Source organism: Streptomyces sp. NPDC053665 (genome assembly GCF_055585285.1).
Map to the genome: position 1 here is coordinate 40,735 of NZ_JBVJKK010000003.1, position 20,122 is coordinate 60,856.

A 20,122-nucleotide genomic window follows, 5' to 3' on the forward strand; every position below is an offset into this window, starting at 1 on the left:
GCCGCACGCCGAAACGTGCGCTGAAACATCCGTCCGCGGGACCGTCGCAGCCTCTGACCACGCCGGGCCGTTCGAGCTGTGTGTATCAGGGACCAGTCTCGCAGACGCCGGGGCCCCCGGGACCGGGTTGTCCCACGCCCCGGCCCGCGGCCCCCCTGGCCTACCCTGAACAGGTCACTGGCACCCGGAGCCCGACAACGTCGGAGAAGGTCGGAGAAGTCGCAGGTCATGAGCGAACTCGCATATCCGTATGAAGCACCGGCCTCGCAGGCTCTGTTCGACCGCGCGGCGGCCGTCACGCCCGGCGGCGTGAACTCCCCGGTGCGGGCCTTCCGAGCCGTCGGCGGCACGCCGCGGTTCATGGTGTCCGGCACCGGCCCCTATCTGACCGACGCGGACGGGCGGGAGTACGTCGACCTCGTCTGCTCCTGGGGGCCCATGATCCTCGGGCACTCCCACCCCGAGGTGATCGCCGCCGTGCAGGACGCGGTCTCCCGCGGCACGTCCTTCGGCACGCCCGGCGAGGGCGAGGTCGCGCTCGCCGAGGAGATGGTCGCCCGGGTCGCGCCGCTGGAGCAGGTGCGGCTGGTCTCCAGCGGCACCGAGGCGACCATGTCGGCGATCCGCCTCGCGCGCGGGTTCACCCGGCGCACCAAGGTGATCAAGTTCGCCGGGTGCTACCACGGCCACGTCGACTCGCTGCTCGCCGCGGCCGGCAGCGGCGTCGCCACCTTCGCGCTGCCCGACACCCCCGGTGTCACGGGCGCCCAGGCCGGCGACACGATCGTGCTGCCGTACAACGACCTCGACGCCGTGCGGGAGGCCTTCCGGGCCCACCCCGGCGAGATCGCCTGCGTGATCACCGAGGCGTCTCCGGGCAACATGGGCGTCGTCCCGCCCGCCGACGGCTTCAACCAGGGCCTGAAGGACGTCTGCGCCGAGAACGGCGCCCTGTACGTCTCCGACGAGGTCATGACCGGTTTCCGGACCAGCCGCGCCGGGTGGTTCGGGGTCGACGGCGTCGTCCCGGACCTGATGACCTTCGGCAAGGTCATGGGCGGCGGCTTCCCCGCCGCGGCCTTCGGCGGTCGCGCGGACGTGATGGCCCACCTCGCCCCGGCCGGGCCCGTCTACCAGGCGGGCACGCTCTCCGGGAACCCGGTCGCGACCGCGGCCGGTCTCGCCCAGCTCCGCCTCCTGGACGACGCGGCGTACGCGAAGATCGACGCCGTCTCCCGGGAGATCCAGGGCCTGGTCACCGACGCGCTCACCAAGGAGGGCGTCGCCCACCGGCTCCAGAGCGCCTCCAACATGTTCTCGGTGTTCTTCACCGACCGGCCGGTGCGCGACTACGACGACGCCCGGGCCCAGGAGTCCTTCCGCTACACCGCCTTCTTCCACTCGCTGCTGGCCGCCGGCGTCTACCTGCCGCCGTCCTCCTTCGAGTCCTGGTTCGTGTCCACCGCGCACGACGAACGGGCCGTGCAGCGCATCGCCGACGCCCTTCCCGCGGCGGCCCGCGCGGCGGCGGAGGCGACGGCATGAGCGAGCGGACGGACAACGGAATGACCACCGAGACCGACGACGACCTCACCGTCGTGCACCTCATGCGGCACGGCGAGGTCGCCAACCCGGACGGCATCCTCTACGGGCGGCTTCCCGGCTACCACCTCTCCGACCTCGGCCGGCGCATGGCCGACCGGGTCGCCGAGCACCTGTCGGGCCGCGACGTGACCTACGTCGTCGCCTCGCCGCTGGAGCGGGCGCAGGAGACGGCCGAGCCGATCGCCAAGGCGCACGGGCTGGACCTGGCGACCGACGAGCGGCTGATCGAGGCCGAGAACATCTTCCAGGGCAAGACGTTCGGCGTCGGCGACGGTGCGCTGCGCAAGCCGAACAACTGGAAGCACCTGGTCAACCCGTTCCGGCCGTCCTGGGGCGAGCCGTACGTCGACCAGGTGGTGCGCATGATGAGCGCGCTGGGCGCCGCAAAGGACCGGGCCCGCGGGCACGAGGCGGTCGTGGTGAGCCATCAGCTGCCCATCTGGATCGTCCGGTCCTACGTCGAGCGGCGGCGGCTGTGGCACGACCCGCGCCGGCGCCAGTGCACCCTCGCCTCCCTGACGACGTTCACGTACCGCGGCGACCGCATCGTCTCGGTCGGCTACTCGGAACCGGCCCGCGATCTGGTCCCGCCGCACCTGCGTGCCGGTGCCCGGCCGGTGAAGGGCCAGAGCAAGGGCGTCGGAGCGTAGGCACCGGACCACGGTCCGATCTTTTCGGATCGATTCCTGATCGTTTACGACTGTTTCGTTACGGAATCTGCGCATCTTGGCGGAACCTCCCTGTTCGTCACGGCCTCTGAGTGGGTGACCACCAGAGAACGTGACGATCGGGGATGCCATGCGCCCACTCACCCGCAGGGGAATGCTCGGACTCGGCGCGGGTGCCGCGGCCGCCGTCTCGATGGCCGGCTGCGGCGGCCTCACGGGGTCGGACGACGACGGCCGCACCGGCGGTTCCGGGGGCGGTGACCGTGCCCAGGGCCGCGCGAAGCCCAAGCCCGCCGCCCGGCCGATCGGCGACGGCTCCACCGCCTTCACCGGCCCCCAGCCCCACCAGCCGGGCAAGCCGCGGCCGCTGGAGCCGGGTCAGACCCCGCCGCAGTTCGTGGTGTTCTCCTGGGACGGCGCCGGCGAGGTCGGCAACGGTCTCTTCCCGCGCTTCCTGGACCTCGCCAAGGAGCACGGGGCGAGCATGACCTTCTTCCTGTCCGGGCTGTACCTGCTGCCCGAGTCGAAGAAGCGCCTGTACAACCCGCCGAACAACCCGCGCGGCGCCTCCGACATCGGCTACCTCACCGACGCCCACATCAAGGACACCCTGAAGAACGTCCGGCGCGCCTGGCTGGAGGGCCACGAGATCGGCACGCACTTCAACGGGCACTTCTGCGGCGAGTCCCACGGCTCGGTGAAGAGCTGGACGCCGGCGCAGTGGCGCAGCGAGATCGACCAGGCGAAGTCCTTCGTCAAGGAGTGGCGCACCAACTCCGGCTGGACCGACCTGCCGTCGCTGCCGTTCGACTACGACAGGGAACTCGTCGGCGGCCGCACCCCCTGCCTGCTCGGCCAGGACAACCTGCTGCCCACCGCCCGCGAGCTGGGCTGGCGCTACGACGCCTCCTCGCCCGGCGGCCTCCAGGTCTGGCCCGCCAAGCGCCGGGGTGTCTGGGACCTGCCCCTTCAGCAGATACCGTTCCCCGGCCGCGGCTTCGAGGTCCTGTCGATGGACTACAACATGCTGGCCAACCAGTCCCTCAACTCCACCAAGGCCCCCGCGCACAACTACCCGGGCTGGCGGAAGCAGTCGGCCCAGGCGTACATCCAGGGATTCAAGCGGGCATTCGAGACAAACCGGGCGCCGCTGTTCATCGGCAACCACTTCGAGGAGTGGAACGGCGGCATCTACATGGACGCCGTCGAGGCGGCGCTCAAGCACATCGCACGGGAGAAGGAGAAGGGCGCGGATGTGCGTCTCGTCTCCTTCCGGCAGCTCGCCGACTGGCTCGACGTGCAAAAGCCCGAGGTGCTCGACCGGCTCCGCACGCTCGGCGTCGGGCAGCAGCCGGCCGGTGGCTGGCGGGAGTTCACCTCCCCGGCGTCCCCGCCGAGCGGCAAGGCCTCGCAGAACGCCGCCTGAAATGCGGTTTTCCGCCCGCAAGGGGGGTGGGCGAGAGCCTCTGAACGGGCATGCGAAACTTTTCACATGAGTGCCGCCAGCCGTGCCCCCCTGGGCTCGAACCGCGCCCGCCGTGTCCGCCGTAACGCCGCGCTGACCGCCGGTCTCGCCGCGACCGCGCTGCTCGTGACCGCGTGCGGCTCCGGCGGCACCTCCGGCGGGGGCGGCAACACCAACTTCGTCACCGGCACCGACGGCATCGCCACGGTCGCCCGGGGCGAGCGCGCACAGGCGCCCGACCTGTCCGGCAGGACCATCGCCGGCAAGACGCTCGACGTCGCCGACTACCAGGGCAAGGTCGTCGTCCTCAACGTGTGGGGCTCCTGGTGCAACCCCTGCCGGGCCGAGGCCAAGAACTTCGCGAAGGTCTCCAAGGCCTACTCCGGCAAGGGCGTGCAGTTCGTCGGCATCAACACGCGGGACACCTCCACCGGTGCAGCCCTCGCCTTCGAGAAGGACTGGGACATCACCTACCCCAGCCTCTACGACCCCACCGGCAGGCTGCTGCTGCGCTTCAAGAAGGGCACGCTCAACCCGCAGGCCATCCCCTCCACGCTCGTCCTGGACCGGGACGGCAGGATCGCGGCCCGCTCGCTGTCCGCGCTCAGCGAGGAACGCCTGCGGAAGATGCTCGAGCCGGTCGTCGCGGAGAAGTGACGTGAGCGCCGTCACCACGCTCGCCGCGGTCGCCGACCCCAACAGCACCGTCCTTCAGGGCGCCCTGCTGGTGGCTCTGCCGATCGCCCTGCTCGGTGGGCTCGTCTCCTTCTTCTCGCCGTGCGTCCTGCCGCTGGTGCCGGGATACCTCTCCTACGTCACCGGGGTCGCCGGGACCGACCTCGCCGACGCCCGGCGCGGCCGGATGGCCGCGGGTGCCTCGCTGTTCGTGCTCGGCTTCACCGTCGTCTTCGTCTCGTCCGGGGCGCTGTTCGGCTACTTCGGTGCGGAGCTCCAGGAGTACCGGAGCGTCCTGTCGAAGGTGCTGGGCGTTCTCATGATCGTCCTCGGTGTCTTCTTCATGGGCCTGATGCCCTGGTTCACCCAGCGCGAGTTCCGCTTCCACCGCAGGCCGGTGGCCGGACTGGCCGGCGCGCCGCTGCTCGGCGCCCTGTTCGGCATCGGCTGGACCCCCTGCATCGGGCCCACGCTCGCCTCGGTGCTCGCGCTCTCCTCGGACCAGGGCAGCGCCGGTCGCGGGGCCGTGCTGACCGTCGCGTACTGTCTGGGCCTGGGCGTGCCCTTCGTGCTCGCCGCGGTCGCCTTCCGCAAGGCCCTCGGCGCCTTCGGCTGGATCAAGCGCCACTACGTCTGGGTGATGCGGGTCGGCGGCATCATGATGATCGTGACCGGTCTGCTGCTGCTGACCGGCGCGTGGGACCGCATCGTGCAGGAGATGCAGGTCTGGTCCGACGGCTTCACTGTGGGGATCTGATCGATGAGCAAGACCACCGCCTCCGACCCGGCCCCCTCCGCCGCCGAGGACCAGGACCTGGGGGCCGCCGGCTCCCAGCTGTCCACCGCCCCCAAGGAGGAGGCGCCGAACCTCCCCGCCCTGGGCGTCATCGGCTGGGCCCGCTGGTTCTGGCGGCAGCTCACCTCGATGCGGGTCGCGCTGCTGCTGCTCCTGCTGCTCTCCCTCGGCGCGATCCCCGGCTCGCTGATCCCGCAGACCGGCCAGGACGAGACGAAGGTCGCCGACTTCCGCGAGGCGCACCCCACCCTGTCGGACGTGTACGACAAGCTCGGCATGTTCCACGTGTACAGCTCGGTGTGGTTCTCCGCGATCTACATCCTGCTGTTCGTCTCCCTCATCGGCTGCATCGTGCCCCGCACCTGGCAGTTCGTGGGCCAGCTGCGCGGCCGCCCGCCGGGCGCCCCCAGGCGGCTGACCCGGCTGCCCGCGCACACCACCTGGCGCACCACGGCCGAACCCGAGCAGGTCCGCGAGGCGGCCCTCGCGCTGCTGAAGAAGCGCCGCTTCCGCGCCCACCTCGCCGGTGACGCCGTCGCCGCCGAGAAGGGCTACCTGCGCGAGGTGGGCAACCTCGCCTTCCACATCGCCCTGATCGTCATGCTGGTCGCCTTCGCCTGGGGCCAGCTGTACAAGTCGGAGGGCAACAAGCTGATCGTCGAGGGGCAGGGCTTCTCCAACACCCTCACCCAGTACGACGACTTCAAGTCGGGCAGCCTCTTCAGCTCCGACGACCTGGTGCCCTTCAGCTTCCACCTGAAGAAGTTCACCGGCACCTACGAGCGCACCGGCCCCAACAAGGGCACCCCGCGCGTCTACCAGGCCGACCTGACCTACAGCTCGGGCGCCTACGGCGAGGAGCGGAAGACCACCGTCGAGGTGAACCACCCGCTGGAGATCGGCGACTCCAAGGTCTACCTCGTCAGCCACGGCTACGCCCCCGTCATCACGGTCCGCGACGGCAAGGGCAAGGTGGTCTTCGACGACGCCGTGCCGCTGCTGCCGCTGGACGCGAACGTCACCTCCTCCGGTGTCGTCAAGGTCCTCGACGGCTACCGCAACCCGCAGGGCGAGAAGGAGCAGCTCGGCTTCAACGCGTTCTTCGTTCCGACGTTCGGCGGGGCCGCCAGCGGCACGATGCTGTCGCAGTTCCCCGCGCTGGACCACCCGGTGCTCGCGCTGTCCGCCTACCACGGCGACCTGGGAACCGACTCGGGCATCCCGCAGAGCGTGTACCAGATGGACAAGAAGAACATGAAGGAGTTCAAGGACTCCAAGGGCAAGCTGTTCAAGAAGCTGCTGCGGCCCGGCGAGACCATGAAGCTCCCGAACGGCGCCGGCTCGGTCACCGTCGGCAAGGACGTCAAGGAGTGGGCCGGCTTCCAGGTCGTGCAGCAGCCCGGCAGCGGCTGGGCCCTCGCCGGTGCCCTCGCCGCGATCGGCGGCCTGGCGGCCTCCCTGTTCATCCAGCGCCGCCGCGTCTGGGTGCGCGCGGTCCGCGGCGCCGACGGCGTCACGGTCGTCGAGATGGCCGGCCTCGGCCGCAGCGAGTCCGCCAAGGTCCCCGAGGAACTGGGCGACCTCGCCGGCGAGCTCTACGAGCAGGCCCCGGGCGCGCCCGACCCCGCAGATTCCCCCGGCCCCGGTCAGGAGCCGGGCACCGAAAACCCCGTACCCGCCGAAGGGGCTGAGCAGCAGTGACTCTCGCCGCCGCCACCAACGAAAACCTCGCGGAGATCAGCAACGTGCTGATCTACTCCTCGATGGCCGTCTACACCCTGGCCTTCTTCGCGTACATCGCGGAGTGGCTCTTCGGCAGCCGCAGCAAGGTCGCCCGCACGGCCGCCGCGCTGACGGCGGACCCGGCGGCGGGGAAGGCGCCGGCCGTCACGGTCAAGAAGGCCGGCGGCACCACTGTGCTGGAGCGGCCGAAGGTCACCGTGCGGGCCGCCGCCGGGCAGCGGGACGTGCCGGACGGGCCCGGGGCGCACGGCGGCGACGAGCAGGGCGACCTGTACGGCCGCATCGCCATCTCCCTGACGGTGCTGGCGTTCCTGATCGAGCTGGGCGGCGTCGTCACCCGCGCGGCCTCGGTGGAGCGGGCGCCGTGGGGCAACATGTACGAGTTCAACATCACGTTCTCCACGGTCGCGGTCGGGGTCTACCTCGGTCTGCTGGCGCTGAAGCAGAACGTGCGCTGGCTCGGCCTGTTCCTGATCACGGCGGTCCTGCTGGACCTGGGCCTGGCCGTCACGGTCCTCTACACCGCCAGCGACCAGCTCGTCCCGGCGCTGCACTCCTACTGGCTGTACATCCACGTCTCCACGGCGATCTTCTGCGGCGCGGTCTTCTACGTGGGCGCGATGGCCACGATCCTGTACCTGTTCAAGGACTCCTACGAGACCAAGCTGGCGGGCGGCGGCAGGCCGGGCACCTTCGCGACCTCTGTCCTGGAGCGGCTGCCCTCCGCCGCCTCCCTCGACAAGTTCTCCTACCGGGTGAACGCGGCCGTCTTCCCGCTGTGGACGTTCACGATCATCGCGGGGGCCATCTGGGCCGGCGACGCCTGGGGCCGCTACTGGGGCTGGGACCCCAAGGAGACCTGGTCGTTCATCACCTGGGTCGCCTACGCCGGCTACCTGCACGCCCGCGCCACGGCCGGCTGGAAGGGCCGCAAGGCCGCCTACCTGGCCCTGATCGCCTTCGGCTGCTGGCTCTTCAACTACTACGGCGTCAACATCTTCGTCTCCGGCAAGCACTCCTACGCGGGCGTCTGAGCCTCGCACCGGCGAAGGCCGGTTCCCGTGCCACAGGCTGCGGGAACCGGCCTTCGCCGTACGCGCGGCGCCGGGCGGACCCTCACCGCCCGGGGCGCGGGGCGTGGTCCGCGACGGAGACGACGATGTCGCGCAGCCGGTCGGTGTACAGCCGCAGGTTCTTGTGGGCCACGTCCGTGTCGGGGTAGCGGGCCGCGAACCACAGGCCCTCGTGGAGGCGGGTGAGCCAGGCGCAGACCTGGTCGCCGTAGGAGACCCGGATCAGGCCGTAGGCGTTGCGCTCGGCCCAGAGCGTGGAGTCGGGGGTGTCGCGGGCGTCGGCGAAGGACACGATGGAGTACATGTCCGGGGACGTGGGCCGGAAGTCCGCGCCGAGCAGCCGCAGCACCCGGGCGAGCGGCATGCGGGCGAGCGGCCGGGTGGCGTGCAGGGCGGCCCGGACGGTCTTCAGCACGTCGGGGAAGTCGGGCGTCCCGGCGACCGGCACCTCGATGGGCGCGCCGCCGACGTACCAGCCCACGGAGTCCGAGTAGGCGGACTTCGCCCGGGTGTGGAAGGGCACCACCGTGCGGTAGACGGGCTCGCCGCCGATCTCGTGGACGATCAGGGCCGTCGCCGCGAGGATGCCGACGAGGGAGCCGCCGTAGGGACGGCAGTACGCCTCGAACGCGGCGGCCGTCTCCGCGTCCACGAGCATCTCGCGCATCAGCTTCTGGGCCGGCAGCCCGCCCCCGGGCTCCAGCCCGAGGTCGACCGGGAAGCTCGGCAGCCGCCCGTCGCAACGCCGGATGAACTCCCGCCAGCGGGCGACGATCTCGTGGTCCGCGTCGATGCTGTCGGCGTTCGCCCGCTCGGCCTCGCAGAAGTCGACGTAGCTGCTGACGGGCGGCTGCGGCGGGGCGTGACCGGCCAGGTGGGCGGCGTACAGCTCGTGGACCTCGGCGGGGATGCGGTAGATGGAGAAGGCGTCGACGTTGCTGTGGTCGAAGGCCATGTAGACGCTCGTGGAGTCGTCCCGGACGACGGCCGTGTAGATGAGGTTGGGCCAGCGCAGCGCGTCCGCCGTGGTGTCGAAGCGGTCCTGGAGGTGCTGTGCGAGGTCCGCCGGGTCGGTGAACTCCCCGGCGTCCTCGCGGTGCAGGGCCACGGCGTCGGCGTCGAGGGTGAAGCGGCGCAGCGAGTCCCCGGGGCCGCCCGCCCAACGGAAGCCGCTGCGCAGCGTCTCGTGCCGCAGCGTCCAGTCGCGCAGCGCCTCGCCGAGCGCGTCCAGGTCGGCCCGGCCGGGCAGGTCGAAGGCCGCGCCGATCCAGGTCGGCACGAACAGGCCGTCCTCGCGCACGGTCCGTGCCGTGCGCAGGTGGGACTCCTGGATGTAGGCGGGCGGCCTGGAGTCCTCCGGCAGGGCCTTGGCCGTCGCGACGGTCGCCGGACTGAGCGTCCATTCGACGAGCCGTCCGGGCCGGACGTCGCAACGCTGGATGTCACTCATTCGCACGGGGCGTCTCCGTTCGCAGTTGGGACAGACCCGACCAAGGGAATGCCGACGAAGCCACCGCTCACACCGGGTGTCGCCCCTTTTCAATGGAACGGATGGCACCTCGAACGGCGATACGGGCCCCGAGCGGGGTGCGACGTTGACGGATCGGCCCATTCCTCCGATCAGCGGCCCGGTGCGCGCCGCTCGCTTGGCGATCGCAACGGCGCGCCCGGAGGCCGAACGTTCCCGGGCCCCGCCGCGTCCTCGTTGCGTCGGCCGCAACGGAGGAGCGCAGGCTCCAGGAGGAGACGCACCCATGAAGACACCGCTGCTGTCGTGGGCCGTGGCCGCGGTCGCCGCCCTGTCCGCGGCCTGCGCGCCGTCCCCGGAGGGCGGCGCGCAGGCCGAGGCGTCCTGCGCGTACGTCGTCGACTACGACGGTCGCCGGTACGTCGACCGCGTGGCGACCGACGTGCCGGTGGGGCAGCGGCTCGGCACCGCGACCCGCCCGGCGTGCGACGACACCCCGGGTGACGGCGACGACGGGGAGGGCCCGGCCCCGGTGACGGCCTTCGCCGTGCGGGGCGTGGACCCCGCCGTCGCCGTCGCGGTGGCCGAGGAGCCCGGCGCGTACCGCCTCGTCGTCGCCGACTCCGGCGGGCGACTCCCGCCTCGGCTGAGCAGGTTGCTCGAAGGACCCTGACGGGCCGCGGCCCCCGCGCGTCAGCGCTGCCGCTCCAGCACCGCGTAGTCGGCGAAGCAGCGGCGGTACCGCAGGTGGCGGGTCTCCTGGGTGTGCCTGCGCTGCCACTCCTCGACCTCGGCCGGTGCCGAGCGGACCCCGGAGCCCGCCCCGCAGTCCGCCTCCTCGCCCGAGACGCAGCGCGCCTCGTACTCGGGCAGGGCGGACGGGTCCTGCACGATCGTGTACGGCACGTACCGGAAGACCCGCCGGCCGGCCGACGCCTCCCCGCCGTGCTCCTCGCGCTGGTGCTGGCGCAGCAGCACGTTGGCATCCGTCACCGCGCTGCCGTCGAAGGCGGCCCGCGCCCGGTCGCGCCGCAGGGCGAGTTCCTCGCACACCGCGCACCCCCGCACCGGCAGCGGAGGCCGCGCCGGGTCGGCCGACAGCCCGTCCCTGGACCGGTCGTTGACGGCCCGCACTCCCGCACTCAGCCGCTCGTCCGGCGTCGCCGGCCTGATGCTCCCCGGATCCGCCTGCCACTCACGGCCGCCGCCGACCGGGCGCAGCATCACATACGGGCCGGTCCTGTCCTGGTACTCGCCGACCCTGTTCGTCCGCGGGTCGTAGACGAGCGTTCCCGGTTCCATTCCGTGCACCTCCGTCACTCTGGGTGTATCGAGCGTCGCGCAGGGGAACGGTCCGCTTCAATGCTTGGCGTGTGACACCGGAGCACTGTCACGAAGGGGGAGCGGTGAGCCGACAGAACGGCGGGGCGAGCACGGCGGCGGTGTTCGGGGAGGTGCTGCGGCATTTCCGCGAGGCGGCGCTGCTCACCCAGGAGGGGTTGGCACGGCAGATCCCTTGCGACCGTTCCCATGTGGCGCGGGTCGAGGGCGGTACGAGGGTTCCGCAGGACACGTTCGCCAAGGCGTGTGACGAACTGCTGGGCACGGGTGGGGTGTTGCAGCGCCTGTGGGCGAAGATCGACTGGTATCCGCAGGTGGAGCACCCCGACTGGTTCCGCCGCCGCGCCGAGATGGATGAGGAGGCGGTGACCCTTCGGGAGTACCAGGAGCGGGTCATGCCGGGGTTGTTGCAGACCGCGTCCTACACCCGGGCGCTGTCCTCGCGCTATGTCAGCGGCTTGGAGCTGGAGGAACGCGTGCGGGCCCGACTGAGCCGACAGCAGCGCTTCCTCGCCGATGGCGGTCCGCTGTACGTCGTCGTTCTCGACGAGAGCTGTCTGCGCAACGTGGTCGGCGGTCCGGCTGTCATGCGAGAGCAGTGCGCCCACCTGCTCCACGTCGCGCGGCGTCCCAACATCCGCATCCAGGTCGCCCCCGCCGGGCCCGCAGAGATCGTCCGCCCCAGCGGCTCCATGTCCCTGATCACGCTGCCCGAAGGACGCCACTGGCTGTATTCGGAGTCGCTCAACCGTGGCCACTTCACGAACGATCCAGCCCTCTACGAGCGCTATAACCAGTTCTATGATGTGCTCAGGGCGGACGCCCTGTCAGCTCCCGAGTCCGCCGCTCTGATCCACCAGACGATGGAAAGGTACGAGCATCATGGACCGGAACGAGCTCACCTGGGTCAAGAGCAGCTACAGCGACGGCAACGGCGGCAACTGCATCGAAATAGCCCCCGGTTTCCCCGAAACCGTCCCCGTGCGCGACAGCAAGAACCCTGACGGACCGGTCCTGGTCGTAGGCCGGTCCGCCTGGTCCGCGTTCCTCGGTTCCGTGCGCTGACCTACTGCCCGCCCAGCATCTGGAGGATCCGGTTCGCGGCCTCCGCCACCGGCTGCCCCACCGCCCCGACGGCCGCGGCGATCGCGGCGACGGCCAGCAGCGCGCGGTGCCGCTCCTGCGGGGGTGCGGCGTCGGCGGCGAGGACCGGCAGGGACTCGTCTATGAGCTGCACGCTGGGCTGCGGCAGCTGCTCGCGCAACTCGCGTACCCCTTGCAGGAGTTCCGCGAGGGCCAGCCGCAGCGCGGGGTCCGTGTCGCCCGCGCCGCCGTTCTTCATGATGCCCGTGTTGCCGCTGCCGCCGTGCATCGAGACGTTGTCGCCGTAGTAGTAGTTGTTGCCGCTCATGCCGCGATCCCCGTGTTCCCGCTGCCGCCGTACATGTTGACGTTGTCGCCGAAGTGGTAGTTCGTGGGCGAGCTGATCGTCAGGCGCTCCACGGTCACCCGGAACTCGGTGTCGGGGTTCTCGAGGGCGCCGGCCACGTAGCCCACGAGCTGGTCGAGGTGCTGCGGGTTGTGGCTGGTGACCATCGCCGTGGACGGACCGGCCGTCTCCACCGCGAGGACGTAGTGCGACTGGGCCGTGAGCACCGACAGCATGTCGACGAAGAAGTAGACGAGGGCCGCGCCGGCGACGAGCCACACGAAGGTCAGGAGCCCGCTCGCCGTGGACTCGTCGGCGAGGACGGTCAGACCGGCGACGATCGACAGACCGACCGCCGCGGCCAGGGTGACGCCCGTGCGGGCGAGGAAGCGGACGACCGCCTCCTTGCGCTTGGGGTGGAGGGTGAACGTGTACACCCGGGCGATGTTGCGCAGTGGGTAGGCCGCGCCGCCGACCCATAACAGGCGGTTGTGGACGCGCAGTTCGACGTCGGTCACGCTGCGCGGCGGAGTGGAGGGCGGGGGCGGCACGTCCCACTGCCCTGGTGGCTGCTGGGTCTCCATGGCGTCCTTCTGAAGGCCGGTGGTCACGATGTGAGCACCATTGACGACCATGCGCGTGCCCGCGGGCAACCCCTTTCCCGAAAGCCCCCGGGGCCGCTCAGGACTCGTCCGGGCGCCTGGGGTCGTCGTCCTTCTTCTTGTCCTCGTCGAGGGACTTCAGGAAGTCGGGGTTGTCGTCGGGGGCGACCCACTGGCGCGAGCGGCCCGCGCGGGCGCCGGACCAGCCGTCGGCGGCGGGGCTGCGCCTCTTGCCGGCGATCAGCCAGGAGATCGAGCCGACGAGCGGGAACAGGAGCACCAGGATCGCCCACAGCGGCTTGGGCATGTGGCGGATGTCGTCGTCCTTGGTGCTGATGCAGTCGATGAACGCGTACACACTCAGCGCCAGCGGCACGAGGAACATCAGTACCCGGAGCATGCGCGGCCTCTCAGCAAAGCGGTGGGTGGTTCCAGGCCAGCGTAGCCGCTCGGGGATACTGGACCCCATGGCTTACGACGATCTTCGCTCCCTGCTCAGGGCGCTGGAGCGCGAGGGCGACCTCAAGCGCATCAAGGCCGAGGTGGACCCGTACCTGGAGGTCGGGGAGATCGTCGACCGGGTGCAGAAGTCCGGCGGCCCGGCGCTGCTCTTCGAGAACGTGCGCGGGTCGAGCATGCCGCTCGCGATGAACGTGTTCGGCACGGACCGCCGGCTGCTGAAGGCCCTGGGCCTGAAGTCGTACGCGGAGATCTCCGAGCGGATCGGCGGGCTGCTCAAGCCCGAGCTGCCGCACGGGTTCGTCGGCGTGCGCGAGGCCTTCGGCAAGCTCGGCGCGATGACACACGTGCCGCCGAAGAAGGTGAAGGACGGGCCCGTGCAGGAGGTCGTCCTGACCGGGGACGACGTGGACCTGGACCTCCTCCCGGCGCTGTTCACCTGGCCCAAGGACGGCGGCTCCTTCTTCAACCTGGGGCTCACCCACACCAAGGACCCGGAGAGCGGCGTCCGCAATCTCGGGCTGTACCGGCTCCAGCGGCACGACAAGCGCACCATCGGCATGCACTGGCAGATCCACAAGGACAGCCGCAACCACTACCAGGTGGCGGCGCGCCGGGGCGAGCGGCTGCCGGTCGCCATCGCCTTCGGCTGCCCGCCCGCCGTGACGTACGCCTCCACCGCGCCGCTGCCCGGGGACATCGACGAGTACCTGTTCGCCGGGTTCCTCGCGGGCAAGCGGATCGAGATGGTCGACTGCAAGACCGTCCCGCTCCAGGTGCCGGCCCAGGCGGAGGTCGTGATCGAGGGCTGGCTGGAGCCGGGCGAGATGCTGCCCGAGGGGCCCTTCGGCGACCACACGGGCTTCTACACGCCGCAGGAGCCGTTCCCGGCGCTGACGATCGACTGCATCACGATGCGCAAGCGGCCCCTGCTCCAGTCGATCGTCGTGGGCCGGCCGCCGACGGAGGACGGGCCGCTGGGACGGGCGACGGAACGCTTCTTCCTGCCGCTGCTGAAGATCATCGTGCCGGACATCGTGGACTACCACCTGCCCGAGGCGGGCGGCTTCCACAACTGCGCGATCGTCTCGATCGACAAGAAGTACCCCAAGCACGCCCAGAAGGTGATGCACGCCGTCTGGGGCGCGCACATGATGTCCCTGACCAAGCTGATCGTGGTCGTGGACTCCGACTGCGACGTGCACGACCTGCACGAGGTGGCCTGGCGGGCGCTCGGCAACACGGACTACGCCCGTGACCTGAGCATCGTCGAAGGCCCGGTCGACCATCTGGACCACGCCTCCTACCAGCAGTTCTGGGGCGGCAAGGCAGGCATCGACGCGACGAGGAAGTGGCCCGAGGAGGGCTACACGCGCGACGGCGGCTGGCCGGACATGGTCGAGTCGGACCCGGAGACGGCGGCGAAGGTGGACCGCCGCTGGAAGGAGTACGGACTGTGACCTCCGCTTCCGCCGCGATCCCGCAGCCGGGACGCACCAAGGCCTTCCTGCGGCTGGTGATGATCGAGCACTCGGTCTTCGCGCTGCCCTTCGCCTACATCGCCGCGCTCACGGCGATGTACGAGTGGGACGGGAACATCCACTGGGTCAGGCTGCTGCTCGTCACGGTCTGCATGGTCGGTCTGCGGACCTTCGCGATGGCCGTCAACCGGATCATCGACCGGGAGATCGACGCGCGGAACCCGCGCACCGCCCAGCGCGAGCTGGTGACCGGCGCCATGTCCGTCCGGCACGCCTGGACGGGCGCGCTGATCGCGCTGGCCGTGTTCCTGGGCGCGGCGGCCCTGCTGAACCCGCTCTGCCTGGCCCTGGCCCCCATCGCCGTGGTCCCGATGGTGGTCTACCCCTACGGCAAGCGGTTCACGAACTTCCCGCAGGCCATCCTGGGTCTGGCCCAGGCGATGGGCCCGATCGGCGGCTGGCTGGCCATCTCGGGCTCCTGGTCCTGGGACGCGGTGATCCTCGGTCTCGCCGTCGGCATCTGGATCGGCGGCTTCGACCTGATCTACGCCTGCCAGGACGTGGAGACCGACCGGGAGATCGGCGTCAGGTCCGTCCCGGCGCGCTTCGGCATCCCCGCGGCCATTTGGGGCGCGCGGGTCTGCCACGCCGTGACGACGGGCCTGTTCGTCTGGTACGGCCTGGCCACCGGCGCGGGCGCCTTCTTCTGGCTGGGCCTGCTGATCGTCGCCGGCGCGTTCGTCTACGAGCACTCCATCGTCCGGCCGCACGACCTGTCCCGGCTGAACCGGGCGTTCTTCAGCGTCAACGGCTTCATCGGGATCGCGCTGTTCGTGTGCGCGCTGCTCGACCTGCTGGTGCGCGGCCTCACCGTGTGAGCACGGGCGGCGCGGGGCGGCGGCGCAGTACGAACGCCGCCGCCACGCCCGCCAGCAGGCCCAGCAGATGGCCCTGCCAGCTGACGCCCGACTGCGTCGGGGCCAGGCCCGCCAGGATCGACCCGCCCCACACGGCGGCGATCAGGACGCCGGCCAGGATGCCCAGGGGGCGGCGCTCCACGAAGCCGCTGACCAGCAGGAAACCGAACAGACCGAAGATCAGGCCGGAGGCGCCCGCGGTGTTGGTGCCGTCCGGGGAGATCAGCCACACGCCCAGGCCGTCGGCGACGACGACCAGTGCGCAGACCAGCAGGAAGCGGCGGATCCCGGAGAGCGCGGCCAGGAAGCCCAGCACCAGCAGCGGCAGGGTGTTCGCCGCGAGATGCGCGAAGCCGAAATGGACGAACGCCGACGGGACGACGTCGACCAGCTCCGACGGCTCGCGGGGCGTGACGCCGAAGCGGTCCAGGACGTGGCCCGTGACCGCGTCCACCGCCTCCAGCAGCCACAACAGCGCGATCCAGGCCGCCATCAGCCTGCCCGCGGTCAGCGCGCGGTCGCCGTGGGACCACCCTGCTCCGGCATCCGACATGGCGACCCCCAGTGCTCGCTCGTCCCCTCCGGGCAACGGCCCACCCCCCTGGGCCGGTTCCCACCTGCCGACGCCGGATAGGCTCGGTGTCGTGAACCCAGTCAAGCCAGGCGAGATGCCGCGTACGCCTTGGATCGTAGGGGTGTCCGGTGCCTCGGGCACTCCGTATGCCGCCGCCGTGCTGCGGGCCCTGATCGCCGCGGGAGAGAGCGTCGACCTCGTGGTGTCCCGGGCCTCCCGGCTCACCCTGCTGGACGAGACCGGGATCTCCTTCCGGGACGCCCACTGGCAGTCCGACCTGCGCACATGGCTCTCCCGGGGCGCCGACGGCAAGCCGGGCACCTTCTCCGTCGACATCGACTCCGTACGGCACTGGAGCGCCGGCGACCTGGCCGCCGGTCCCTCCTCGGGGTCGTACCCGACCAAGGGCATGCTCATCGTGCCCGCCTCGACGGCGAGCGTGGCCGGGGTCGCGCTCGGGCTGTCGAAGGACCTGCTCCAGCGGGCGGCGAGCGTCACCCTGAAGGAGGGCCGCAAGCTGATCGTGGCCGTGCGGGAGACCCCGCTGAACGGCCAGACCCTGCGGCACCTCGTCACGCTGGACGACGCCGGCGCGATCGTCGTGCCGGCCTCACCCGCCTTCTACGCGGGGGCGACGCACATCCAGGACCTGGTGGACTTCGTCGCCGGGCGCGTACTCGACGCGGCGGGCGTGCCGCACGGGCTCTACCGCCGTTGGCAGGGTGAGCTCGGCGGCGCGGCGCAGCGCGCCGACTGAGCACGACCGAACCCCGAACCCCTCGGACTCAACGACAACTTCAGCGGAAGGCTTCGATCGCAATGGACGCGGTGGACAGGCAGCTCATCCAGGCCCTGAGGGAGAACGGCCGGGCCTCCTACGCGGAGCTGGGACGCCTCGTCGGGCTGTCGGGACCCAGCGTCACCGACCGCATCAACCGGCTGGAGGCGGCCGGGGTGATCACCGGCTACCGGGCCACCGTCGACGCCGCCTCGCTCGGTCTCGGCGTCACCGCCCTCATCGGCATCTCGCTCTCGGACGCCACCGACCACGAGGACGTGGCGCAGCGGCTGAAGGACCTGTCGGAGATCGAGGACTGCTGGTTCATCGCGGGCGACGACTCGTACATGCTCAAGGTGCGCGCGGCGGACGTGGACGGCCTGGAGCGGATGATCCGGCGGCTCAGCGGCATCGAGGGCGTCTCCCGGACGCGCACGACGATCGTGCTGTCCACGAAGTGGGAGAACCGGGTCGGGGAACTGCCGGAAGAGATGTAGCCGTACGGTTGGGTCGTCGTCGTAGAAAGGTGTGGGCAATGGATCTCGGGCTCAAGCGCGAGCTGGAGGAGAAGGTCAGGGCCGGTGAGCGCCTGACCCGTGAGGACGGCGTCGCGCTGTACGAGTCGGACGACCTGGCCTGGCTCGGCGGCCTCGCGCACGAGGTGCGCACCCGCAAGAACGGCGACGTCGTGCACTTCAACGTCAACCGTCACCTCAACATGACGAACGTCTGCACGGCCTCCTGCGCGTACTGCTCCTTCCAGCGCAAGCCGGGGGAGAAGGACGCGTACACGATGCGCATCGAGGAGGCCGTCAAGCTCGCGAAGGCGATGGAGGCGGAGAACCTCACCGAGCTGCACATCGTCAACGGGCTGCACCCGAACCTGCCGTGGCGGTACTACCCGCGCTCGCTGCGCGAGCTGAAGGCGGCGCTGCCGCACGTCTCCCTGAAGGCCTTCACGGCGACGGAGATCCACCACTTCGAGACCATCTCGGGGATGAGCGCCTCGGAGATCCTCGACGAGCTGATCGACGCCGGCCTGGAGTCGCTGACCGGCGGTGGCGCGGAGATCTTCGACTGGGAGGTCCGGCAGCACATCGTGGACCACCGCACCCACTGGGAGGACTGGTCCCGCATCCACCGGCTCGCGCACGAGAAGGGTCTCAAGACCCCCTGCACGATGCTGTACGGGCACATCGAGGAGCCCCGGCACCGCGTGGACCACGTGCTGCGGCTGCGTGAGCTCCAGGACGAGACCGGCGGTTTCCAGGTCTTCATCCCGCTGCGGTACCAGCACGACTTCGTCGACATGCAGGACGGCAAGGTGCGCAACCGCCTCCAGGCGCGGACGCAGATGGCGACCGGCGCGGAGGCGCTGAAGACCTTCGCGGTGTCGCGGCTGCTGTTCGACAACGTGCCGCACGTCAAGGTCTTCTGGGTCATGCACGGCGTGCAGACGGCGCAGCTCGCGCTCCAGCACGGCGCGGACGACATGGACGGGTCGGTCGTCGAGTACAAGATCACGCACGACGCGGACAACTACGGCACGCCGAACAAGCTGACGCGTGAGGACCTGCTCGATCTGATCCGGGACGCCGGGTTCCGGCCGGTGGAGCGCAACACGCGGTACGAGATCATCCGGGAGTACGAGGGGCCCGACCCTTCGCTTCGCGAGGCGCCGCAGGCCATGCGGGTGTGACCGTTTTAGGTGCAGGTGCGTGGGGGCTGGCGCGCAGTTCCCCGCGCCCCTGGGTGGGGTACCCGGAGGGCATGGCCGGGACCTCGGCGCCTGAGGACGCCTATACCGCTGAGCCCTTCGTTCCCCGGCGCGGCGGGCTTCCCGCCCTGCGGGAGGCCGCTGCCGGGTGCCGGGGGTGTCCGCTGCACCGGGATGCCACGCAGACCGTGTTCGGGGCGGGGAGCGCGGACGCCCGGGTGATGCTCGTGGGGGAGCAGCCCGGGGATCAGGAGGACCGGCAGGGCAAGCCGTTCGTCGGGCCGGCCGGGAGGCTGCTCGACCGGGCGCTGGCCGAGGCCGGCATCGACCCGGGCGAGGCGTACGTCACCAATGCCGTCAAGCACTTCAAGTTCACCCGGGCCGAGCCGCGCAAGCGGCGGATCCACAAGGCGCCGACCCTGCGGGAGGCGACCGCGTGCGGGCCGTGGCTGGCCGCCGAGCTGGCCGTCGTCGAGCCGGAGCTGATCGTCGTGCTGGGGGCCACCGCCGGGAAGGCGCTGCTCGGGTCCTCCTTCCGGGTCACGCAGGTGCGCGGGACCGTGCTGGAGGAGGAGATCCACGGGCGCCCCGAGCGGCTGGTGCCCACCGTCCACCCCTCGGCGGTGCTGCGGTCCGACGACCGGGAGGCGGCCTACGCGGGGCTGGTGTCCGACCTGGACGTGGCGGCCCGGGCGCTGTCGTAATAGCTAGAATCGGCGCATGCCCCTTACCTTCACGCTCGATCCCGCCGTCACCCCCGAGCTGCGGGACGGCATCCTCGTCCTGTGGACCGACGTCTCGAACGCCGGGGGCGCGGTCGGGTTCGTGCCGCCGGTGACGCCGGAGGAGATCCGGCCCGTGCTGGTCAGGCACTTCGCGTCGATGGCGGAAGGGCAGGTCAGGCTGCTCGTCGGGCACGACGGGGAGGGGCGGGTCGCCGCGACCGCGTTCCTGACGCTCAACACCCATCACCTGATGACCCACTGGCTGTGGCTGTACACGGTGATGGTGCACCCGCGCCACCAGGGCAAGGGGTACGGCCGCGACCTGCTCGCGGCCGCCGCGGACGCCGCCCGGGGGATCGACGGGATCGAGGCGATCCGGCTGACCTGCCGCGGCGGGCTGGGGCTGGAGCGCTTCTACGCCTCCTGCGGCTACAAGGAGGTCGGCCGCATCCCGGGGGCGATCCGGGTGGCGCCCGGAGACGACCGGGACGACGTCGTGATGCTGCTCCCCCTGGGCTGACCCCCGTGCCGGAACCGGCCGTCCGGCGTGCTTCACTGGACGGTGCCCGTTTGGGTGCGTTCTGGCCGTTCGAAACCGGAAGAGTG

The 20,122-nt window shown here is 71.0% G+C and carries 23 protein-coding genes; 17 read left to right on the forward strand and 6 right to left on the reverse strand.

All coding sequences use genetic code 11. The features are described 5' to 3' along the window. Positions 1-228: 228 nt before the first annotated feature. The 7 genes from hemL to ccsB all read left to right on the forward strand — a co-directional run bounded on the left by hemL (position 229) and on the right by ccsB (position 7,986). Positions 229-1,545 (forward strand): glutamate-1-semialdehyde 2,1-aminomutase, encoded by a 1,317-nt coding sequence (gene hemL, locus ACZ6ZN_RS13085; protein WP_469645776.1) that lies wholly within the window; start codon positions 229-231, stop codon positions 1,543-1,545. Next, positions 1,542-2,255: a histidine phosphatase family protein gene (locus tag ACZ6ZN_RS13090; RefSeq protein WP_451877344.1), complete on the forward strand. Its 714-nt coding sequence runs from the start codon at positions 1,542-1,544 to the stop codon at positions 2,253-2,255. Before hemL ends, ACZ6ZN_RS13090 begins: the two co-directional genes overlap by 4 nt. 148 nt (positions 2,256-2,403) lie before the next feature. Continuing rightward, positions 2,404-3,699 carry a polysaccharide deacetylase family protein gene (locus tag ACZ6ZN_RS13095; RefSeq protein WP_469645781.1) on the forward strand — a complete coding sequence of 432 codons (1,296 nt, stop codon included), beginning with the start codon at positions 2,404-2,406 and terminating at the stop codon, positions 3,697-3,699. 66 nt (positions 3,700-3,765) lie between these two features. Beyond that, entirely contained in the window at positions 3,766-4,395 is a 630-nt protein-coding gene (locus ACZ6ZN_RS13100; protein WP_469645783.1) for a TlpA family protein disulfide reductase, read from the forward strand. Position 4,396: 1 nt separating this feature from the next. Further along, a complete protein-coding gene (locus ACZ6ZN_RS13105; RefSeq protein ID WP_451877341.1) occupies positions 4,397-5,170 on the forward strand; it encodes a cytochrome c biogenesis CcdA family protein in 774 nt (257 codons plus the stop codon). A 3-nt stretch (positions 5,171-5,173) separates the two neighbouring features. Then, a complete protein-coding gene (gene resB, locus ACZ6ZN_RS13110) occupies positions 5,174-6,910 on the forward strand; it encodes a cytochrome c biogenesis protein ResB (protein WP_469645786.1) in 1,737 nt (578 codons plus the stop codon). Then, the gene (gene ccsB, locus ACZ6ZN_RS13115) at positions 6,907-7,986 is read left to right on the forward strand and encodes a c-type cytochrome biogenesis protein CcsB (RefSeq protein WP_451877339.1); all 1,080 of its coding nucleotides are present in this window, start codon (positions 6,907-6,909) and stop codon (positions 7,984-7,986) included. The genes resB and ccsB overlap by 4 nt, the downstream gene beginning before the upstream one ends. An 82-nt stretch (positions 7,987-8,068) precedes the next feature. Here the strand turns inward: ccsB and ACZ6ZN_RS13120 are convergent, their stop codons facing one another. Further along, on the reverse strand, positions 8,069-9,481 hold the full coding sequence (locus tag ACZ6ZN_RS13120) for a condensation domain-containing protein (protein WP_398112139.1): 1,413 nt from the start codon (positions 9,479-9,481) through the stop codon (positions 8,069-8,071). Between the two features lie 298 nt (positions 9,482-9,779). On the opposite strand from ACZ6ZN_RS13120, the gene ACZ6ZN_RS13125 reads away from it, so the two are divergent. After that, on the forward strand, positions 9,780-10,166 hold the full coding sequence (locus ACZ6ZN_RS13125; RefSeq protein WP_469645790.1) for a DUF6281 family protein: 387 nt from the start codon (positions 9,780-9,782) through the stop codon (positions 10,164-10,166). A 20-nt stretch (positions 10,167-10,186) separates the two neighbouring features. Here ACZ6ZN_RS13125 and ACZ6ZN_RS13130 read toward each other — a convergent pair whose 3' ends face one another. Beyond that, complete coding sequence (locus ACZ6ZN_RS13130) at positions 10,187-10,795, reverse strand: DUF7848 domain-containing protein (RefSeq protein WP_469645793.1); 609 nt, start codon at positions 10,793-10,795, stop codon at positions 10,187-10,189. Between the two features lie 104 nt (positions 10,796-10,899). On the opposite strand from ACZ6ZN_RS13130, the gene ACZ6ZN_RS13135 reads away from it, so the two are divergent. After that, positions 10,900-11,838, forward strand: coding sequence for a helix-turn-helix domain-containing protein (locus ACZ6ZN_RS13135; protein WP_469645796.1), 939 nt, complete (start codon positions 10,900-10,902; stop codon positions 11,836-11,838). After that, complete coding sequence (locus ACZ6ZN_RS13140) at positions 11,786-11,899, forward strand: DUF397 domain-containing protein (RefSeq protein WP_398112184.1); 114 nt, start codon at positions 11,786-11,788, stop codon at positions 11,897-11,899. Before ACZ6ZN_RS13135 ends, ACZ6ZN_RS13140 begins: the two co-directional genes overlap by 53 nt. Position 11,900: 1 nt before the next feature. On the opposite strand, the gene ACZ6ZN_RS13145 is transcribed toward ACZ6ZN_RS13140, so the two are convergent. The 3 genes from ACZ6ZN_RS13145 to ACZ6ZN_RS13155 all read right to left on the reverse strand — a co-directional run bounded on the left by ACZ6ZN_RS13145 (position 11,901) and on the right by ACZ6ZN_RS13155 (position 13,265). Further along, a complete protein-coding gene (locus tag ACZ6ZN_RS13145; RefSeq protein ID WP_469645797.1) occupies positions 11,901-12,245 on the reverse strand; it encodes a hypothetical protein in 345 nt (114 codons plus the stop codon). Continuing rightward, entirely contained in the window at positions 12,242-12,874 is a 633-nt protein-coding gene (locus ACZ6ZN_RS13150; protein WP_451877334.1) for a DUF6232 family protein, read from the reverse strand. The genes ACZ6ZN_RS13145 and ACZ6ZN_RS13150 overlap by 4 nt, the downstream gene beginning before the upstream one ends. Positions 12,875-12,944: 70 nt before the next feature. Continuing rightward, positions 12,945-13,265 (reverse strand): PLD nuclease N-terminal domain-containing protein, encoded by a 321-nt coding sequence (locus ACZ6ZN_RS13155; protein WP_398112133.1) that lies wholly within the window; start codon positions 13,263-13,265, stop codon positions 12,945-12,947. A 67-nt stretch (positions 13,266-13,332) separates the two neighbouring features. Here ACZ6ZN_RS13155 and ACZ6ZN_RS13160 point away from each other — a divergent pair, with 67 nt between their 5' ends. Next, positions 13,333-14,784, forward strand: a complete 1,452-nt coding sequence (locus ACZ6ZN_RS13160; RefSeq protein ID WP_469645801.1) for a menaquinone biosynthesis decarboxylase — start codon at positions 13,333-13,335, stop codon at positions 14,782-14,784. Continuing rightward, on the forward strand, positions 14,781-15,683 hold the full coding sequence (mqnP, locus tag ACZ6ZN_RS13165; protein ID WP_451877331.1) for a menaquinone biosynthesis prenyltransferase MqnP: 903 nt from the start codon (positions 14,781-14,783) through the stop codon (positions 15,681-15,683). The genes ACZ6ZN_RS13160 and mqnP overlap by 4 nt, the downstream gene beginning before the upstream one ends. Here the strand turns inward: mqnP and ACZ6ZN_RS13170 are convergent. Further along, positions 15,673-16,275, reverse strand: coding sequence for a rhomboid family intramembrane serine protease (locus tag ACZ6ZN_RS13170; protein ID WP_469645804.1), 603 nt, complete (start codon positions 16,273-16,275; stop codon positions 15,673-15,675). The genes mqnP and ACZ6ZN_RS13170 overlap by 11 nt on opposite strands. A gap of 115 nt (positions 16,276-16,390) precedes the next feature. On the opposite strand from ACZ6ZN_RS13170, the gene ACZ6ZN_RS13175 reads away from it, so the two are divergent. The 5 genes from ACZ6ZN_RS13175 (at position 16,391) to ACZ6ZN_RS13195 (ending at position 20,036) form a co-directional block, all read left to right on the forward strand. Further along, positions 16,391-17,053 (forward strand): UbiX family flavin prenyltransferase, encoded by a 663-nt coding sequence (locus ACZ6ZN_RS13175; RefSeq protein ID WP_469646884.1) that lies wholly within the window; start codon positions 16,391-16,393, stop codon positions 17,051-17,053. Positions 17,054-17,115: 62 nt separating this feature from the next. Beyond that, positions 17,116-17,571 (forward strand): Lrp/AsnC family transcriptional regulator, encoded by a 456-nt coding sequence (locus ACZ6ZN_RS13180; RefSeq protein ID WP_398112129.1) that lies wholly within the window; start codon positions 17,116-17,118, stop codon positions 17,569-17,571. A 38-nt stretch (positions 17,572-17,609) separates the two neighbouring features. Further along, positions 17,610-18,773, forward strand: coding sequence for an aminofutalosine synthase MqnE (mqnE, locus tag ACZ6ZN_RS13185; protein ID WP_451877329.1), 1,164 nt, complete (start codon positions 17,610-17,612; stop codon positions 18,771-18,773). Positions 18,774-18,844: 71 nt separating this feature from the next. Beyond that, a complete protein-coding gene (locus tag ACZ6ZN_RS13190; RefSeq protein WP_469645810.1) occupies positions 18,845-19,495 on the forward strand; it encodes a UdgX family uracil-DNA binding protein in 651 nt (216 codons plus the stop codon). 16 nt (positions 19,496-19,511) lie between these two features. Further along, positions 19,512-20,036: a GNAT family N-acetyltransferase gene (locus ACZ6ZN_RS13195; RefSeq protein ID WP_469645813.1), complete on the forward strand. Its 525-nt coding sequence runs from the start codon at positions 19,512-19,514 to the stop codon at positions 20,034-20,036. Positions 20,037-20,122: the final 86 nt, after the last annotated feature.

What these genes read in the sequence shown, in the direction of transcription:
- ACZ6ZN_RS13145 (WP_469645797.1), bottom strand. Translation starts at nt 12,245, where the DNA reads ATGAGCGGCAACAACTACTACTACGGCGACAACGTCTCGATGCACGGC.
- ACZ6ZN_RS13170 (WP_469645804.1), bottom strand. Translation starts at nt 16,275, where the DNA reads ATGTCGGATGCCGGAGCAGGGTGGTCCCACGGCGACCGCGCGCTGACC.
- mqnE (WP_451877329.1), top strand. Translation starts at nt 17,610, where the DNA reads ATGGATCTCGGGCTCAAGCGCGAGCTGGAGGAGAAGGTCAGGGCCGGT.
- ACZ6ZN_RS13175 (WP_469646884.1), top strand. Translation starts at nt 16,391, where the DNA reads ATGCCGCGTACGCCTTGGATCGTAGGGGTGTCCGGTGCCTCGGGCACT.
- ACZ6ZN_RS13160 (WP_469645801.1), top strand. Translation starts at nt 13,333, where the DNA reads ATGGCTTACGACGATCTTCGCTCCCTGCTCAGGGCGCTGGAGCGCGAG.
- ACZ6ZN_RS13125 (WP_469645790.1), top strand. Translation starts at nt 9,780, where the DNA reads ATGAAGACACCGCTGCTGTCGTGGGCCGTGGCCGCGGTCGCCGCCCTG.
- ACZ6ZN_RS13180 (WP_398112129.1), top strand. Translation starts at nt 17,116, where the DNA reads ATGGACGCGGTGGACAGGCAGCTCATCCAGGCCCTGAGGGAGAACGGC.
- ACZ6ZN_RS13155 (WP_398112133.1), bottom strand. Translation starts at nt 13,265, where the DNA reads ATGCTCCGGGTACTGATGTTCCTCGTGCCGCTGGCGCTGAGTGTGTAC.
- ACZ6ZN_RS13195 (WP_469645813.1), top strand. Translation starts at nt 19,512, where the DNA reads ATGCCCCTTACCTTCACGCTCGATCCCGCCGTCACCCCCGAGCTGCGG.
- ACZ6ZN_RS13095 (WP_469645781.1), top strand. Translation starts at nt 2,404, where the DNA reads ATGCGCCCACTCACCCGCAGGGGAATGCTCGGACTCGGCGCGGGTGCC.
- resB (WP_469645786.1), top strand. Translation starts at nt 5,174, where the DNA reads ATGAGCAAGACCACCGCCTCCGACCCGGCCCCCTCCGCCGCCGAGGAC.
- ACZ6ZN_RS13100 (WP_469645783.1), top strand. Translation starts at nt 3,766, where the DNA reads ATGAGTGCCGCCAGCCGTGCCCCCCTGGGCTCGAACCGCGCCCGCCGT.
- ACZ6ZN_RS13090 (WP_451877344.1), top strand. Translation starts at nt 1,542, where the DNA reads ATGAGCGAGCGGACGGACAACGGAATGACCACCGAGACCGACGACGAC.
- ACZ6ZN_RS13130 (WP_469645793.1), bottom strand. Translation starts at nt 10,795, where the DNA reads ATGGAACCGGGAACGCTCGTCTACGACCCGCGGACGAACAGGGTCGGC.
- hemL (WP_469645776.1), top strand. Translation starts at nt 229, where the DNA reads ATGAGCGAACTCGCATATCCGTATGAAGCACCGGCCTCGCAGGCTCTG.
- ACZ6ZN_RS13190 (WP_469645810.1), top strand. Translation starts at nt 18,845, where the DNA reads ATGGCCGGGACCTCGGCGCCTGAGGACGCCTATACCGCTGAGCCCTTC.